Raw genomic sequence first — 18,271 nt, 5'->3', positions numbered from 1 at the left:
CGCGACACGCCCGGGATGCGGGTTGTTTTGCGGGGGTGGGGTGGTCCGCGTAATGTCTCCTCTTGTCGCCGGAACGGGCGGGAAGCGAAATGCTTCCGGAGCTGTTCTGGTGGGCTTGATCCTGGTGAAACAGAAGTTGCCGCGGCTTACGGGTTGCGTGTTTACCATCAACTGAGCTAGGGTCTGATTCTGCTTCCGACGTGAGTGCTGGGCCTTGTGGTCTGGATCACTCCCACGGGGAGCGGTGGAGTGTGAGCTCCGATGGCTGGCTGTGATGGTCGGTGTCGGGAGCGTCCGTTCCTTGAGAACTCAACAGCGTGCACAATGTCAAATGCCAAATACCCGTTGCGGGTGTCCTTCGGATGCTCGTTTCGGATTCCTTTGGAATACATTTAAACAAACAAGCAAGTCAGTAATGATTTGTTCTGTCGGTTTCAAACTTGCTGGTTCGTGTTCGATTCCCGTTCACGTCTGGCTTTAGATGTGCCGACTGCTTTCGGGTGGTCGTGCGTTTAAGCATTTATGGAGAGTTTGATCCTGGCTCAGGACGAACGCTGGCGGCGTGCTTAACACATGCAAGTCGAACGGTGATGTCAGAGCTTGCTCTGGCGGATCAGTGGCGAACGGGTGAGTAACACGTGAGTAACCTGCCCCCGACTCTGGGATAACTGCTAGAAATGGTAGCTAATACCGGATATGACGATTGGCCGCATGGTCTGGTCGTGGAAAGAATTTCGGTTGGGGATGGACTCGCGGCCTATCAGGTTGTTGGTGAGGTAATGGCTCACCAAGCCTACGACGGGTAGCCGGCCTGAGAGGGTGACCGGCCACACTGGGACTGAGACACGGCCCAGACTCCTACGGGAGGCAGCAGTGGGGAATATTGCACAATGGGCGAAAGCCTGATGCAGCAACGCCGCGTGAGGGATGACGGCCTTCGGGTTGTAAACCTCTTTTAGTAGGGAAGAAGCGAAAGTGACGGTACCTGCAGAAAAAGCACCGGCTAACTACGTGCCAGCAGCCGCGGTAATACGTAGGGTGCAAGCGTTGTCCGGAATTATTGGGCGTAAAGAGCTCGTAGGCGGTTTGTCGCGTCTGCTGTGAAATCCCGAGGCTCAACCTCGGGTCTGCAGTGGGTACGGGCAGACTAGAGTGCGGTAGGGGAGATTGGAATTCCTGGTGTAGCGGTGGAATGCGCAGATATCAGGAGGAACACCGATGGCGAAGGCAGATCTCTGGGCCGTAACTGACGCTGAGGAGCGAAAGCATGGGGAGCGAACAGGATTAGATACCCTGGTAGTCCATGCCGTAAACGTTGGGAACTAGATGTGGGGACCATTCCACGGTCTCCGTGTCGCAGCTAACGCATTAAGTTCCCCGCCTGGGGAGTACGGCCGCAAGGCTAAAACTCAAAGGAATTGACGGGGGCCCGCACAAGCGGCGGAGCATGCGGATTAATTCGATGCAACGCGAAGAACCTTACCAAGGCTTGACATATACCGGAAACATGCAGAGATGTGTGCCCCGCAAGGTCGGTATACAGGTGGTGCATGGTTGTCGTCAGCTCGTGTCGTGAGATGTTGGGTTAAGTCCCGCAACGAGCGCAACCCTCGTTCTATGTTGCCAGCACGTAATGGTGGGAACTCATAGGAGACTGCCGGGGTCAACTCGGAGGAAGGTGGGGATGACGTCAAATCATCATGCCCCTTATGTCTTGGGCTTCACGCATGCTACAATGGCCGGTACAAAGGGCTGCGATACCGCAAGGTGGAGCGAATCCCAAAAAGCCGGTCTCAGTTCGGATTGAGGTCTGCAACTCGACCTCATGAAGTCGGAGTCGCTAGTAATCGCAGATCAGCAACGCTGCGGTGAATACGTTCCCGGGCCTTGTACACACCGCCCGTCAAGTCATGAAAGTCGGTAACACCCGAAGCCAGTGGCCTAACCGCAAGGGAGGAGCTGTCGAAGGTGGGATCGGTGATTAGGACTAAGTCGTAACAAGGTAGCCGTACCGGAAGGTGCGGCTGGATCACCTCCTTTCTAAGGAGCATGTGCACCTCTCCTCTGTATACAGGGAGATCAAGGGTGCCAAGTCACGCGTCAGGCGTATGTCCTGGTGGTGGCGCTCATGGGTGGAACATTGACATTGATGCCGGTTGATTCGTCGTGCTGCTAGTACGCCTCCTTGTGGGGTGGGAACGTGGTGTGGGGTGTCGCGGGCATGTTGCACGCTGTTGGGTCCTGAGGGACCGGGCCGCACCGTTTGGTGTGTCTGGTTTCTTGTCGGACCCTTTCTGTCGTCCCTGAGTGGATGGTGGTGGGGTACCGCCCGTATATTGAGAACTACACAGTGGACGCGAGCATCTTAGATTCACCGGTTTACCGGTGGATCACAAAGATCTATTTATAGATCATTGGTCAATTCTGTCTCCTCTAGGGGAGGCGAAACGATTCAATCTCATGTGATTTCAAGATTCTAAGAGCAAACGGTGGATGCCTTGGCATCTGGAGCCGAAGAAGGACGTATAAATCTGCGATAAGCCTCGGGGAGCTGATAATAGAGCTTTGATCCGAGGATCTCCGAATGGGGAAACCCCGCCAGGCCCTTTGGGTGACCTGGTGACTCCCGCCTGAATATATAGGGCGGGTAGAGGGAACGTGGGGAAGTGAAACATCTCAGTACCCACAGGAAGAGAAAGCAAAAGCGATTCCGTTAGTAGTGGCGAGCGAAACCGGAAGAGGCCAAACCGATCATGTGTGATATCCGGTAGGAGTTGCATGGTCGGGGTTGCGGGACTTTCCGTACAGTTCTACCGAGCTGTGAGGGCAATGAGCGCGATATAGACGAATGGTCTTGAAAGGCCAGTCATAGAGGGTGCGAACCCCGTAGTCGAAATGTCGTCGCCTGTCCGGAGAGTATCCCAAGTAGCACGGGGCCCGTGAAATCCCGTGTGAATCTGTCAGGACCACCTGATAAGCCTAAATACTCCCAGATGACCGATAGCGGACAAGTACCGTGAGGGAAAGGTGAAAAGTACCCCGGGAGGGGAGTGAAATAGTACCTGAAACCGTTTGCTTACAAACCGTTGGAGCACCCTTGTTGGTGTGACAGCGTGCCTTTTGAAGAATGAGCCTGCGAGTTAGTGATATGTGGCGAGGTTAACCCGTGAGGGGCAGCCGTAGCGAAAGCGAGTCTTAATAGGGCGTATGAGTCGCATGTTCTAGACCCGAAGCGAAGTGATCTATCCATGGCCAGGTTGAAGCGACGGTAAGACGTCGTGGAGGACCGAACCCACTTCAGTTGAAAATGGAGGGGATGAGCTGTGGATAGGGGTGAAAGGCCAATCAAACTTCGTGATAGCTGGTTCTCTCCGAAATGCATTTAGGTGCAGCGTTGCGTGTTTCTTGCCGGAGGTAGAGCTACTGGATGGACGATGGGCCCCAAAAGGTTACTGACTTCAGCCAAACTCCGAATGCCGGTAAGTGAGAGCGCAGCAGTGAGACGGTGGGGGATAAGCTTCATCGTCGAGAGGGAAACAACCCAGACCACCATCTAAGGTCCCTAAGCGCGTGCTAAGTGGGAAAGGATGTGGAGTTGCATAGACAACCAGGAGGTTGGCTTAGAAGCAGCCACCCTTGAAAGAGTGCGTAATAGCTCACTGGTCAAGTGATTCCGCGCCGACAATGTAACGGGGCTCAAGCACGCCACCGAAGTTGTGGCATTTATATTACAGGCAGGCCTTCGTGGTCCAGCCGTATAGATGGGTAGGAGAGCGTCGTGTGGCCAGCGAAGCGGCGGTGTGAACCAGCCGTGGAGGCCACACGAGTGAGAATGCAGGCATGAGTAGCGAAAGACGGGTGAGAAACCCGTCCTCCGAAAGACCAAGGGTTCCAGGGCCAGGCTAATCCGCCCTGGGTAAGTCGGGACCTAAGGCGAGGCCGACAGGCGTAGTCGATGGACAACGGGTTGATATTCCCGTACCGATGAAGAACCGCCCAAGACAATCCAGTAATGCTAAGTGTCTGAATCCTTGATTCGATCCCTTCGGGGTGACGGTCTTGGCCTAGCACACGACCCTACGCTGAGGCGTTTAGCGTATTAACAGGTGTGACGCAGGAAGGTAGCTGAGCCGGGCGATGGTTGTCCCGGTCTAAGGATGTAGGGCAGAAGATAGGCAAATCCGTCTTCTATGTAGCCTGAGACCCGATGGGTAGTCCTCACGGACGAAATCAGTGATCCTATGCTGCCGAGAAAAGCATCGACGCGAGGTTCCAATCGCCCGTACCCCAAACCGACTCAGGTGGTCAGGTAGAGAATACTAAGGAGATCGAGAGAATCGTGGTTAAGGAACTCGGCAAAATGCCCCCGTAACTTCGGGAGAAGGGGGGCCTGAGGCGTGTAGGGATTTACTCCTGAAGCGTTTGAAGGCCGCAGAGACCAGTGGGAAGCGACTGTTTACTAAAAACACAGGTCCGTGCTAAGTCGCAAGACGATGTATACGGACTGACGCCTGCCCGGTGCTGGAAGGTTAAGAGGAACGGTTAGCACGCAAGTGCGAAGCTGAGAATTTAAGCCCCAGTAAACGGCGGTGGTAACTATAACCATCCTAAGGTAGCGAAATTCCTTGTCGGGTAAGTTCCGACCTGCACGAATGGCGTAACGACTTCCCAGCTGTCTCAACCGCGAACTCGGCGAAATTGCACTACGAGTAAAGATGCTCGTTACGCGCAGCAGGACGGAAAGACCCCGTGACCTTTACTACAGCTTGGTATTGGTGTTCGGTGTGGCTTGTGTAGGATAGGTGGGAGACTGTGAAGCTCGGACGCTAGTTCGGGTGGAGTCATTGTTGAAATACCACTCTGGTCACTCTGGATATCTAACTTCGAACCGTAATCCGGTTCAGGGACAGTGCCTGGTGGGTAGTTTAACTGGGGCGGTTGCCTCCTAAAGAGTAACGGAGGCGCCCAAAGGTTCCCTCAACCTGGTTGGTAATCAGGTGTCGAGTGTAAGTGCACAAGGGAGCTTGACTGTGAGACTGACAAGTCGAGCAGGGACGAAAGTCGGGACTAGTGATCCGGCAGTGGCTTGTGGAAGCGCTGTCGCTCAACGGATAAAAGGTACCTCGGGGATAACAGGCTGATCTTGCCCAAGAGTCCATATCGACGGCATGGTTTGGCACCTCGATGTCGGCTCGTCGCATCCTGGGGCTGGAGTAGGTCCCAAGGGTTGGGCTGTTCGCCCATTAAAGCGGTACGCGAGCTGGGTTTAGAACGTCGTGAGACAGTTCGGTCCCTATCCGCTGCGCGCGTAGGAAATTTGAGAAGATCTATCCCTAGTACGAGAGGACCGGGATGGACGAACCTCTGGTGTGTCAGTTGTTCCGCCAGGAGCACCGCTGATTAGCTACGTTCGGAACGGATAACCGCTGAAAGCATCTAAGCGGGAAGCCGGCTTCGAGATGAGATTTCCATCCCTTTTAGGGTGAAGGCTCCCGGCTAGACTACCGGGTTGATAGGCAGGATGTGGAAGCGAGGACTAAAGACTCGTGGAGCTGACCTGTACTAATAAGCCGATATCTTGAAAACACTTTGCTTGCGTCCACTATGTGGTTCCCGATATACGGTCGGGTATCAATTGAACAACCAGCTTGACTGGTCGATTCATCACAGATTTCATGCCCTGAGGGGTGTGTATGAGGTGTTTCGGCGGCCATAGCGAGAGGGAAACGCCCGGTCACATTCCGAACCCGGAAGCTAAGACTCTCAGCGCCGATGGTACTGCAGGGGGGACCCTGTGGGAGAGTAGGACACCGCCGGACTTAACTTGAGTAAACGGGGAGGCCCGTCGCGTTCGTGCGGCGGGCCTTCTCGCGTTAACGGGCACGGCGCCGGCGCGAGGCATCCGCCCGCCGTCCAGGCCGTTCACATGAGGGTCGTGAGCGCGGGGATTAGGGTCGTGGGTCGTGACCGATCCCCGAGAGAACGACCATGACGATGACCGCTCCTCCGCACCCGACGCCCCGGAGACGTCGGCCGACATGCACGCCCGGACCTCTTCCGGGAATCCGGCGGTGGGCGCGGTGAGGACCGCAGGCAGGCCCGCGCCCTCCTTCATGAAGCGGTCGCCCGCAGCCGGCGCATCCCTCGGCAGGGCCCTGTCCGCTGCGCTCGTCGCGGCTGGGGTGTCCGCGATCCTCGGCCTGCTGTTCAGCGTGCTCACGGTCTTCAGCGCGAGCCAGCAGCCGGGTGTGGCCGTTCTCGTCCCGCTCCTGGACTACTGGACCGTGCACACGCTCATCTCGTTCGTGCTCCTCGCGGCTCTCGCGGGGGCCGGAGCGTACCGGCGGCTGTGGACCACGATCGTCGGCTCCGTCCTCGCCGCGATCGTGGCCGCGCTCCTCGGCAGCCTGCTCGGGGCCATGGCGCAGGGGGCGCCGCTCAAGAGCGACATCGTCGCTCCGCTCCTCGGGACCATCCTCGGCCTCAACCTCATGTTCGAGCTCGGCCTGATCCTCGCGTCCATCCTCCTGGGACGACGGATCTGGCGGCGTCTGTCCGGCGACGGCGAGGAGCGTGCGCGGGAGCGGGTCGCGCTCGTCCGCATCCCCTCGTCGCGCCTCGCCGACGGCGAGCTCACGCACGTCGATCGGCAGCCGATCGACGCCGAGCTCGCCGACCAGCAGTGGGAGCGCTACGTGCTCGCGCTCGAGGAGCACGGATGGGCCACCCGCGAGGTGCCGCCGTCGGACGCGCACCCCGACTCCGTCTTCGTCGAGGACGCCGTCGTGGTGCTGGGCGACACGGCGGTCGTGCTCACCTCCGGCGCCGAGTCGCGTCGTGGTGAGCGGCAGGGCGTGGAGCAGAGCGTCTGGGATCTCGGTCTCGACGTCGTCACCATCGACCTGCCCGCGACGGTCGACGGGGGAGACGTGCTCGAGGTCGGCAGGACGCTCTACGTGGGCAGCAGCTCCCGCACGAACCCCGAGGGCATCCGCCGTCTCCGCGAGATCGCCCGCCCGCTCGGATACGAGGTCGTCGCCGTGCCCGTGGCCTCGACCCTCCACCTCAAGACGCAGGTCACCGCGCTGCCGGATGGCACGGTCATCGGGTACGAGCCGCTCGTGGACGCAGCCCGCCTCTTCCCGTCCTTCCTCCCCGTGCCGGAGGCCGAGGGCGCTGCGGTCGTGGTCCTGGACGAGCACACGGTGCTCCTGTCCGCCGCCGCCCCGCGCACCGCCGACCTCCTGCAGACGCTCGGGTACGAGGTGGTGACGGTCGACATCAGCGAGTTCGAGAAGCTCGAGGGGTCCGTCACGTGCCTTTCGGTGCGCGTGGACTGACCCGCTGCGAGGGAGCCGCGTGCTCCATGCCGCCCGCTCCTCGACCACGAGCCCGCCCCGCATCCTCGGATGCAGGGCGGGCTCTTGTGCGTGACGCCGCCGCTGCATATCCTGAAAGGCTGCCTGGAGCGGCCATCCACATGGTCCGATCGGTGCGGCCCACACGTGAATCGCATACGCAGCCAGGGAGGGTGTCATGACCACGACATCGACGACAGACGCACGCACGCACTCGACGCCCGCAGCCGCCATCCGCGTGCGCCTCGACGGCTTCCGCCCGGAAGCCGCCCTCTAAGCGCTGCCGGGGAGGGGCGACACCGACGCGTCGCCCGCTCCGCCGGATCCACGCCGCCGGCAGTCGCGCGGCGTGCCGACCGGGCGTGCTCGCCGGGAGGACGCCGCGCCCTCAGCCGCCCGCCGCGGGACCACGCATCCGGTGGGGTCGCGAGCGCCTGCGTCGCCCCACCACGAACCCCGCCGTCCGCGTCCTGACGCCGACCGCCGCCGTACGACCGCCCGTCCACCATGGATCGGGTCTACCGAAGGAACGCCTCGTGCCCAGCACAACGCCCGCCGACCAGGCCGCGCCCCCCTCCGACCGCCACGGCCCCCGGCCCGGCACCATCGCGGTGCTCATGCGCCTGCTGCCGTTCGCGCGTCCCGCGATGCCCAGCATCATCGCCGGCATGGTGGTGGCCCTCATCGGCTCGCTGCTGGCGCTGATCATCCCCCAGATCCTGCGGGGCCTCGTCGACGGGCCGCTCGGCGACGGCGACGCGGCGGCCGTGGTGCCCGCCGTGCTCCTGATCCTGGGGCTCGGCATCCTCGAGGCCGCCATGATCGCCCTCCGCCGCTGGTTCGTGCTGAAGCCCGGCACGCTGATGGAGGCGGACATGCGCAACGCCTTCTACCGGAAGCTGCAGCGGCTGCCCGTGGCCTTCCACGACCGGTGGCAGAGCGGGCAGCTCCTGTCCCGCATGGTCAGCGACCTCAACCTCATCCGCCGCTGGATGGCGTTCGGCCTGGTGCTGTTCATCGTCAACATCCTCACGATCCTGGTGGGCATCGGGTTCCTGGTGTCCATCGACTGGCGCCTCGGGATCGGGTTCCTCGTCTGCTCCATCCCGCTGTGGGTCTACGGCTACCTCTTCGAGCAGAAGTACTCCTCCGTCGCCCGGCTCAGCCAGGACCAGTCGGGCGACCTCGCGACGAGCGTCGAGCAGTCGGTCCACGGCATCCGCGTGCTCAAGGCGTTCGGCCGCGGCAAGCACATGCACGACGCGTTCGCCGAGCAGGCGGAGGAGCTGCGCGGCACCGAGATCAAGAAGGCGAAGGCGATCGCCGGCATCTGGCTGTGGCTGCTGCTGGTGCCGGACATCACGTTCGCGCTCGCCCTCCTCGGCGGCGTGCTGCTCGCGTCCGCGGGCCAGATCTCGGTCGGCGACCTCGTGGCGTTCTTCGCGACCGCCGCGGTGCTGCGCTGGCCGATCGAGTCCGTCGGCTTCCTGCTGTCGATGACCTTCGACGCGCGCACGGCCGTCGACCGCTACTTCGAGGTGATGGACGAGGAGGACGCGATCACCGACCCCGACGCGCCGGCTACCATCGCGGATCCGCGCGGGCACCTCGTGTTCCGGGACGCGCACTTCCGCTACCAGGACGCCCCGGCAGGGCAGGCGGACCTCATCGACGGCATCGACCTCGAGCTGCTGCCCGGCGAGACCATGGCGCTCGTGGGCGTCACGGGCTGCGGCAAGTCGACGCTCACGGCGTTGACCACGCGGCTCTACGACGTGACGGGCGGCCGCATCGAGCTCGACGGCGTGGACATCCGCGACCTCCGGCTCGAGGAGCTCCGCAGCCGCATCGCCATGGCCTTCGAGGACGCGACGCTCTTCTCGTCCAGCGTCCGCGACAACGTCCTGCTGGGCCGCCCCGACCTCGTCGACGGCGGGCCCGAGGCGGAGCGCGTGCTGCAGGAGGCGCTCGACATCGCCCAGGCGGGCTTCGTCCGCGACCTGCCGGACGGGATCGAGACGACGGTCGGCGAGGAGGGGCTCAGCCTCTCCGGCGGGCAGCGCCAGCGGCTCGCGCTCGCGCGTGCCGTCGCCGCAGCGCCCTCCGTGCTCGTCCTCGACGACCCGCTGTCGGCGCTCGACGTCGACACCGAGGCGCTCGTCGAGGCGGCGCTGCGCCGCGTGCTCGCGTCCACCACCGCGCTCATCGTGGCGCACCGCCCCTCGACCGTGATGCTCGCGGACCGGGTGGCGCTCATGCAGGACGGCCGCATCACCGCGGTCGGCCGGCACTCCGACCTGCTCGCCACCAGCGAGCACTACCGGTTCGTCATCTCGAGCCTGGACGTGGAAGGGAACACCGTGCGCGAGGAGGCCTCAGCATGAGCGTCACCGGGGTCACCGGCGAGGAGAGGGACGACTTCTCCCGCGCCGAGAGCAGGCAGATCCGACGCCGCTCCACGCGGCTGCTCGTCAGCACCGTCCAGCCCGTCAAGCGGACGCTGATCCTCACCGCCGTCACGATCCTCGTGGCCACCGCGGCCAACGTCGCCGGCCCCGCGCTCATCGGCGTGGGCCTCGACCGCGCGCTGCCGGCGCTGCTCGAGACGGACGACCCCACGCTCCTCGCGCTCGTCATCGGCGCGTACGTCCTCGTGGCGGTCGCGGGCGCCTTGCTGGTGGCCAAGTACCAGGTGATGTCGGCGCGCATCGCGCAGGAGATCCTCATCGACCTCCGCAAGCGCATGTTCCTGCACACCCAGAAGCTGAGCCTCGAGTTCCACGAGACCTACACGTCGGGCCGCATCATCTCCCGGCAGACGAGCGACCTCGACTCCATCCGGGAGCTGCTCAACGGCGGCATCAACCAGCTGGTGCAGGGCGCGCTGTACATGGCGTTCACCGCCATCGCGCTGTTCTCCTTCGACTGGGTATCGGGCCTCGTGCTGCTCGCGGCGCTCGTGCCGCTCTTCTTCCTCAGCGTCTGGTTCGCGCTCAAGTCGCAGGCGCTGTTCCGGCAGACGCGCGTGAAGTCCGCGCGGCTCATCGTGCACTTCGTGGAGACCATGACCGGCATCCGCGCGGTGAAGGCGTTCCGCAAGGAGAAGCGGAACGCGGACGAGTTCTCCGAGCACGTCGAGGGGTACCGCGACACGAACATGCGGGTGATCCAGGTGTTCGGCGTCTTCGATCCGGGCCTCATCCTCATCGGCAACATCACGGTGGCCGTGGTGCTGCTCGTGGGCGGCCTGCGCGTGGCCGACGGTCAGCTCGGCATCGGCGCGCTGCTCGCTGTCGTGCTCTACACGCGCCAGTTCTTCGGGCCGGCGCAGGACATGGCCATGTTCTACAACAGCTACCAGTCGGCGTCGGCGGCGCTCGAGAAGATCTCGGGCGTGCTCGAGGAGGAGCCGAGCGTGCCGGACCCGGTGCGACCCGTCGACCTGTGGCACTCCACCGGCCACGTGTCGTTCGAGGGCGTCGAGTTCGGCTACGGGAAGGGCAAGACCATCCTCCCGAGGTTCGACCTCGACATGCCGGCCGGGCAGACCATCGCGCTCGTCGGATCCACGGGGGCCGGCAAGACGACGCTCGCGAAGCTCATCTCCCGCTTCTACGACCCGTCCGACGGCCGCGTGGCGCTCGACGGGATCGACCTCCGCGACCTGCACCCGAAGGACCTGCGCCGCGCCATCGTCATGGTGACGCAGGAGGCGTACCTCTTCTCCGGCTCGGTCGCGGACAACATCGCCATCGGGAAGCCGGACGCCACGCGTGGCGAGATCGAGGAGGCGGCGCGCGCGGTGGGCGCCCACGACTTCATCGTGAGCCTGCCCGACGGCTACGACACCGACGTGAACAAGCGCGGCGGGCGCGTCTCGGCGGGCCAGCGGCAGCTGGTGTCGTTCGCGCGCGCCTTCCTCGCGGATCCGGCGGTGCTCATCCTCGACGAGGCGACGAGCTCGCTCGACATCCCGAGCGAGCGGCTCGTGCAGCAGGGGCTCACCACGCTGCTCGCGGACCGGACGGCGATCATCATCGCCCACCGGCTCTCGACGGTCGCGATCGCCGACCGCGTGCTCGTGATGGAGCAGGGACGGATCGTCGAGGACGGCACGCCCGAGTCGCTCATCCAGGGCACGGGCCGCTTCTCGCAGCTGCACGCGGCCTGGCGGGAGTCGCTGGTCTAGCGCGACCGAGCAGGGCGCCTCCCGCGCGGCAGGTGCCCTGCCCGGTGTCAGAGGTCGAGCGCGCGCGACCCGGCCGGCAGCCACGCGTGCACGGCGTCCCCGGCGGCGGCGGTCAGCCAGCCGTCGCCGCACGTCATCGCGGCCGTGGGCGACGGATCCGGCCACCACGTGTCCTGGACGGCGGGCGGGGGAGCGTCGGCGGGAGCGGCGGTGCAGCCGAGGGCGTCCGCCGGCGTCGCGGAGCGGAACGCGAGGATGGCGCCCTCGCCGCGGAGCGAGGTCTTGATGCGGACGTCGGTCGCGTCGGCGGGGATCCACGACGGGAGCCGCCCCTCGGCGTCCGCCGCCGCGGCGTAGACGCGCGCGTCCGCCGGGCTGGTCATGCCGCCGACCGTGCGGGCCGCGCCGCAGCCGCCGAGAGACAGCGCGAGGACGACGGTGATCGGGACGGCGACGAGGGAGCGGGCGGACGGGCGACGGGGCATGATCCCAGTCCAGCGGTCGAGGGTCCTCCGCCGCATCGGCTGGGAGGCCCCGGCGGTGGTCCCGGAGCATGATCCGGGCTCGGCCGTCAGGCGGACGGGGAGCAGGGCGCCGGTGTCACGGCGTGGCTCGGCGTGGCCCGGCAGCGCACGTCAGCCCGTCAGCCCGTCAGGGGAACCAGCGGGCCGCCGCCAGGTCGACGCGGTAGCCCGCATCCGTCGGCGCGTCGACGAGCGGCGTGCCCTCCGCCTCGTACCGCGGGCGCGCCTCGTCCGCGAGGCCCGTCGGCGGGTGCCCGCCCGCGCGGAGCACGCGCCACCAGGGGAGCCCGGAGCCGTGGTACCGCATCACCATCCCCACGGCGCGAGCGCCGCGACGGCCGAAGACGGCGGCCACGTCGCCGTAGGTCATGACCCGGCCGGCGGGGATCTCGGCCACGACCTCGAGGACACGATCGGTGTACTCGCCGGGCGTCGTGAAGACGGCCACGCGCTAGAGCGCCAGCGCGCCGATGGCCTCGCCGTACTGCGTCTCGCCGATGACCTCGAAGCCCACGTGCGTGAAGAAGTCCTCCGGTCCGTCCTCGCCCGGCTCCCACACCACCGTGAGGCGGTCGAACCCGCGCGAGCGCGCCTCGTCGGCGAGCGAGAGGACGGCGAAGCGGCCGACGCCGTGGCCCTGCGCGTCGGCGTCGACGTTGATGCGCCAGATGCAGCTGCGGAAGATCTCCTCGTGGGCCTCGGGGTCGAAGTTGCCCATGATGAAGCCGACGACCTCCTCGTCCTCGATCACGACGCGGGGCCAGGCGGTGGTGGGGTTGACGTACGCCTCGGCGATGGAGTGCGACACGGGGGCGACGTAGTTCTCCTGCCCCGGCTTGAGCGTCAGCGTGTTGGCCGCCACGATCGTGCGGGCGCTCAGCTCTTCGAGTCTCATGTCGCTCATGGGCACAGGGTATCGCCCGGCGCCCGGCCGGACCAGGACGGCGCGGGCCCCGTCCGATCGCGGGATCGGGGATGTCTCGATGTCGAGACAACGGCCTCGGCGGGTAGGCTGGCCGACGGATCCACCGGCGACGAGCCGGACCCGCCGCGCGCCGACGGAGACGCGCGGACGGAGGGCACCGACGAGCATGAGGAGGACTTCGTGGAGAAGATCAAGGTAGAGGGGACCGTCGTCGAGCTCGACGGCGACGAGATGACGCGCATCATCTGGCAGTCCATCAAGGACACGCTCATCCACCCGTACCTCGACATCGACCTCGAGTACTACGACCTGGGCATCGAGAAGCGCGACGAGACCGACGACCAGATCACGATCGACGCGGCCAACGCCATCAAGAAGCACGGCGTCGGCGTCAAGTGCGCCACGATCACGCCCGACGAGGCGCGCGTCGAGGAGTTCGGCCTGAAGAAGATGTGGCGCTCGCCGAACGGCACCATCCGCAACATCCTGGGCGGCACGATCTTCCGCGAGCCCATCATCATCAGCAACATCCCGCGCCTCGTGCCCGGATGGAACAAGCCGATCATCGTCGGCCGCCACGCGTTCGGCGACCAGTACCGCGCCACCGACTTCCGCTTCGAGGGCGAGGGCACGCTCACGATGACCTTCACCCCGAAGGACGGCTCCGAGCCGCAGCAGTTCGAGGTGTTCCAGAGCCCCGGATCCGGTGTCGCGATGGGCATGTACAACCTCGACGACTCGATCCGCGACTTCGCGCGCGCGTCGCTGTCCTACGGCCTCGCCCGCAACTACCCGGTGTACCTCTCGACGAAGAACACGATCCTCAAGGCCTACGACGGCCGCTTCAAGGACCTGTTCCAGGAGGTCTTCGAGGCCGAGTACAAGGAGCAGTTCGACGCCGCCGGCCTCACGTACGAGCACCGCCTCATCGACGACATGGTCGCCGCCTCGCTCAAGTGGGAGGGCGGCTACGTCTGGGCCTGCAAGAACTACGACGGCGACGTGCAGTCCGACACCGTGGCCCAGGGCTTCGGCTCGCTCGGCCTCATGACGAGCGTGCTCACCACGCCCGACGGCAAGGTCGTCGAGGCGGAGGCCGCGCACGGCACCGTCACGCGCCATTACCGCCAGCACCAGCAGGGCAAGCCCACGTCGACGAACCCCATCGCGTCGATCTACGCCTGGACCCGGGGCCTCGCGCACCGCGCGAAGCTCGACGGCAACGACGCGCTGAAGACGTTCGCGGACACCCTCGAGGACGTCGTCATCACGACGGTCGAGAGCGGCAAGATGACGAAGGACCTCGCGCTCCTCGTCGGGCCCGACCAGCCGTACCAGACGACCGAGGAGTTCCTCGCGTCGCTCGCGGACAACCTGCAGACGCGCCTGGCCTGATCCCGCGGACGTCCTCGCGACGCCGCCGCACGCCGAGAGGCCCCGCCCCCGATACGGGGGCGGGGCCTCTCGCGTCCCCGGCCGGGCCTCGCGTGTGCAGAGGGCCGACGGGTGCCGCGGCTTCCTCCCTACGGTTCTCCCCAACGCGTCGACGACGCGAGTCCGCGACGGCGGCGACCGCCGTGCCGCGCACGTGGTGCGCCGCGGATCCGGATGCCGGTCAGCCGGCGACAGGAGGGAACAGCCATGCCCATCCACCTCGACCCGATCCCGCCCGGCGGGAGGCGTCGCCTCCCCGGGGCCCGGCCCATGGCGGCCTGCACGCTCGCGCTGGCGCTCGTCGTCGCCGGGAGCACCGCGGCCGGTGCCGCCACGATCCCGCGGGCCAGCCTGCCGGCGGACGCCGGGGACGGCCACTACCTGGTGACCCTCAAGGACCAGCCCGCCGCGACCTACGACGGGACCCTCGACGGGCTCGCGCGCACGAAGGTCGACGCCGGTGCGCGCCTCGACGCGCAGTCCGACGTCGTCCAGCGATACACCGACCACCTCGCGAAGGCGCAGCGCTCGGTCGCCGACTCGATCGGCGTCACGCCGACGCACGAGTACTCGCTCACCACGAACGGCTTCTCCGCCGACCTCACCGCGGCGCAGGTCCGAGCGCTCGGCCGCTCCGCCGACGTCCTGAGCGTCGAGCCCGACCAGACCGTGCACACGCAGTCCACCCCGGCGACGCGCGCGCTCGGCCTCGAGGGCGACCACGGGCTGTGGGCGGCCGCGGGCGGGGCGGACAAGGCGGGCGCCGGCACGGTGATCGCCGACATCGACTCCGGCATCGCCCCCGACAACCCGTCGTTCGCGGGCAAGGCCCTCGCATCCACCCCGGGCGACGAGCCCTACCTCGACGGCACGGGCATCGCGTTCCGGAAGGCCGACGGCAGCGTCTTCCACGGGACCTGCCAGACCGGCGCCGGCTTCACCGCGGCCGACTGCTCGACGAAGCTCATCGGCGCCCGCTACTTCATCGCCGGGCGGGACGCGTCCAAGGACCCGCTCGGCCCGCAGGAGACGCGCTCGCCGCGCGACGCGGGCGGGCACGGCACCCACACCGCCAGCACGGCCGCGGGGGACGCGGGCGTCACGGCCACCATCCAGGGGCGCGTGCTCGACACGATCTCGGGTGTCGCCCCCGCCGCGAAGATCGCCGCCTACAAGGTGTGCTGGCAGGGGCCCGACCCGACCGTCGAGACCGACGACGGCTGCCAGGCGTCCGACGTCATCGCCGCGATCGACCAGGCCACGGCCGACGGGGCGGACGTCATCAACATGTCGCTCGGCGGCAGCGGGAAGTCACCGGACGCCTGGCAGCGCGCGCTCCTGGGCGCCGCGAGCGCCGGCGTCTTCGTCGCCGCGTCCGCGGGCAACAGCGGACCCGACGCGGGCACCGTCACGAACCTCGACCCGTGGATCACGACCGTCGCGGCCAGCAGCGTGCCCGACAACTACTCGGCCACCGTCACGCTCGGCGACGGCACCAAGCACTCCGGAGGATCCATCACGGTGCCGACCACGGTCACGGGCCCGCTCGTGAGCGCGGCGGCCGCCGGTGTCGCCGGGGCGAAGTCGCCGGAGCTGTGCGGGAAGGGGACGCTGGATCCGGCGAAGGTGAAGGGCCGCATCGTGCAGTGCGACCGCGGCGTGTCGGCCCGCATCGACAAGAGCGCCGAGGTGCTGCGCGCGGGCGGCATCGGCATGATCCTCACCAACGTGAAGGCGGACTCCGAGGACCTCGACACGCACACCGTGCCGACCGTCCACGTCGACGTCGACGCCCGGCCCGCGATCGTCGCGTACGCCGCGAAGGCCGGCGCCACCGCGACGCTCACGCCCGGCAACACCTCGGGCGTCGTGCGCCCCGCTCCGCAGGTCACCGGCTTCAGCTCGCGCGGGCCCGACCTGCCGGACGGCGGCGACATCATCAAGCCCGACATCGCCGCACCGGGCTCCGGCATCCCCGCGGCCTACGCCGACATCGACGGCAAGCCGGGCTTCGCCGTGCTCTCGGGCACGTCGATGTCGTCGCCGCACATCGCCGGGTTCGCGCTCGACTACCTCGGCATCCACCCGAAGGCGTCGCCCGCGGAGATCAAGTCGGCGATGATGACCACCGCGACGGACACGGTGGACGCCAAGGGCCAGGCCGCCCCCGATCCGTTCGCGCAGGGCGCCGGCGAGATCGCGCCGGCGCGGTACCTGCACCCCGGCCTCGTGTACCCGAGCGGCCCGAAGGACTGGGCGGGCTACGCCGCGCAGACCGGCCTGGAGCTGCCGCATCCCGCGGCGGCCGTGCCGGTGTCGCAGCTGAACCTGCCGAGCATCGCGGTCGGGAAGCTCGTCGGCAGCACCACCGTCACGCGCACGGTGACGTCGCAGGCGGCTGGCACCTGGACCGCGTCCGTGCAGGGCGTGGCCGGCGCGGACGTGAAGGTCAGCCCGGCGAAGCTCACCTTCACGGCCCCCGGGCAGACGCGCTCCTTCCAGGTGCGCATCACGACGAAGGCCGGTACGGCCACGGGCTCGTGGTCGACCGGGTCGCTCACCTGGACGGGCCCCGGCGGCACCGTCCGCAGCCCGGTCGCGGTGCGGCCGGAGGCGGTCGAGGCCCCGGCCCGCGTGTCCGGCAGCGGGACCGCCGGGAAGGTCGCCGTGCCGGTGACCCCCGGCGTCTCGGGCCGGATCGCGCTCACCGCCTCCGGGCTCGCGAAGGGGGAGGTGCTGCACGCCGCGTCGGGCACCCCGTCGGGTCCGAGCGGATCCCTCGCGAAGGACGAGGGGCTGGAGCTCCCGTTCACCGTCGCCGCGGGGGAGGATGCGCTGGTGCTCGACGCGACCCCGCGTGACGGCGCCTCCGACCTGTCCCTGCTGCTGCAGAGCGTCGGAGCCGACGGCACGCGCAAGGTCGTCGACATCCAGGAGACGTCGTCGCCGTCCGAGCGCATCGTCGTGCCGGCGCCCCCGGCCGGGAAGTACGTCGCGACCCTGGAGGCGGAGTCGGTCGCCGGGACGGCGCAGAAGGCCGACGTCGACCTGACCCGCTACGACGTCACGGCGTCGGGCGGGCAGGGCTCGTTCGCGGTGTCGCCCGCGCAGCTCCCCGTGACGCAGGGCCGGAAGGCCACGTACACGGCGTCGTGGTCCGGCCTCGCGGCGGGGTCCGCGTACGTCGGTCTCGTGACGTACGCGGGATCCGACGCCTCGACGCTGGTCGACGTCACGACGCCGGCCGCCGCCGCCGCGCCCGTCGCCAGCGCGCCACCTGTGATCAGCGGGACGCCGGACGTCGGGCAGACGCTGACGGCCTCGACCGGCACGTGGACCCCGGTGGGCACGACCTTCGCGACGCAGTGGCTGTCGGATGGGAAGCCCATCCCGGGCGCGACGGCCTCCGTGCTCCGCGTCACGTCGAAGCTGTCCGGGACCGCGCTCACCGCGCGCGTCACGGCGACCGCGCCGGGAGGCGCGACGGCGGACGCCACGAGCGCGCCGGTGACGGCGCGGTACGCGGCCGACGTGCGGATGACGCTCACGACTCCGGCGGGCGCGCCGTCCGGATCCGCGTGCATCGACGTGTCCGTGCGGAGCGGCGCGCGCGCGGCGGCCACCGGCTCGGTGACCGTCCCCGTCGGCGACCGCACCTTCACGGTGCCGCTGGACGGGTCGGGGTCGGGGCACCTGGACGTGTCCGGGATCCAGCCGGGCGACTACTCGGTCCGGGCCTCGTACGCGGGTGACGGCGTGGTCGGCGCCGGCACGAGCCCCGCGCGGAAGTGGCACGTGGCGGGCTGATCCGCAGGTGAGACGGAGGGGCGGGTGCCGACGG

Annotated in this window: 8 protein-coding genes and 3 rRNA genes; 8 read left to right on the top strand and 3 right to left on the bottom strand. The window is 66.9% G+C overall.

Annotated elements, in window-relative coordinates:
• Positions 1-519 precede the first annotated feature (519 nt).
• The 6 genes from AWH51_RS08520 (at position 520) to AWH51_RS08495 (ending at position 11,547) form a co-directional block, all read left to right on the top strand.
• A 16S ribosomal RNA gene (locus AWH51_RS08520) occupies positions 520-2,040 on the top strand.
• A 426-nt stretch (positions 2,041-2,466) separates the two neighbouring features.
• Positions 2,467-5,586, top strand: a 23S ribosomal RNA gene (locus AWH51_RS08515).
• Positions 5,587-5,702: 116 nt separating this feature from the next.
• Positions 5,703-5,819, top strand: a 5S ribosomal RNA gene (rrf, locus tag AWH51_RS08510).
• Together the 16S, 23S and 5S rRNA genes form the textbook arrangement of a ribosomal RNA operon.
• Positions 5,820-6,182: 363 nt before the next feature.
• Entirely contained in the window at positions 6,183-7,340 is a 1,158-nt protein-coding gene (gene ddaH / locus AWH51_RS08505; RefSeq protein ID WP_270979891.1) for a dimethylargininase, read from the top strand.
• Positions 7,341-7,975: 635 nt separating this feature from the next.
• Positions 7,976-9,742, top strand: coding sequence for an ABC transporter ATP-binding protein (locus AWH51_RS08500; protein ID WP_175345497.1), 1,767 nt, complete (start codon positions 7,976-7,978; stop codon positions 9,740-9,742).
• Positions 9,739-11,547 carry an ABC transporter ATP-binding protein gene (locus AWH51_RS08495; protein ID WP_063071659.1) on the top strand — a complete coding sequence of 603 codons (1,809 nt, stop codon included), beginning with the start codon at positions 9,739-9,741 and terminating at the stop codon, positions 11,545-11,547. Before AWH51_RS08500 ends, AWH51_RS08495 begins: the two co-directional genes overlap by 4 nt.
• Positions 11,548-11,594: 47 nt before the next feature.
• Here the strand turns inward: AWH51_RS08495 and AWH51_RS08490 are convergent, their stop codons facing one another.
• The 3 genes from AWH51_RS08490 to AWH51_RS08480 all read right to left on the bottom strand — a co-directional run bounded on the left by AWH51_RS08490 (position 11,595) and on the right by AWH51_RS08480 (position 12,975).
• Positions 11,595-12,032, bottom strand: coding sequence for a hypothetical protein (locus tag AWH51_RS08490; RefSeq protein ID WP_254654520.1), 438 nt, complete (start codon positions 12,030-12,032; stop codon positions 11,595-11,597).
• Positions 12,033-12,198: 166 nt separating this feature from the next.
• Positions 12,199-12,519, bottom strand: a complete 321-nt coding sequence (locus AWH51_RS08485) for an MGMT family protein (protein ID WP_063071658.1) — start codon at positions 12,517-12,519, stop codon at positions 12,199-12,201.
• Positions 12,520-12,522: 3 nt separating this feature from the next.
• The gene (locus AWH51_RS08480; protein WP_043673388.1) at positions 12,523-12,975 is read right to left on the bottom strand and encodes a GNAT family N-acetyltransferase; all 453 of its coding nucleotides are present in this window, start codon (positions 12,973-12,975) and stop codon (positions 12,523-12,525) included.
• 201 nt (positions 12,976-13,176) lie between these two features.
• Here AWH51_RS08480 and AWH51_RS08475 point away from each other — a divergent pair, with 201 nt between their 5' ends.
• Both AWH51_RS08475 and AWH51_RS08470 read left to right on the top strand, forming a co-directional pair.
• A complete protein-coding gene (locus AWH51_RS08475) occupies positions 13,177-14,391 on the top strand; it encodes an NADP-dependent isocitrate dehydrogenase (protein ID WP_045529537.1) in 1,215 nt (404 codons plus the stop codon).
• A 246-nt stretch (positions 14,392-14,637) separates the two neighbouring features.
• Positions 14,638-18,237, top strand: coding sequence for a S8 family serine peptidase (locus tag AWH51_RS08470; protein ID WP_063071657.1), 3,600 nt, complete (start codon positions 14,638-14,640; stop codon positions 18,235-18,237).
• The last annotated feature ends 34 nt before the right edge of the window (positions 18,238-18,271 follow it).

Source organism: Clavibacter tessellarius (assembly GCF_001618005.1).
In the GTDB taxonomy this organism is placed as follows: Bacteria; Actinomycetota; Actinomycetes; order Actinomycetales; family Microbacteriaceae; genus Clavibacter; species Clavibacter tessellarius_A.
Note: the sequence above shows the minus strand (reverse complement) of the source record. Positions and strands in the feature narration are given on the sequence as shown.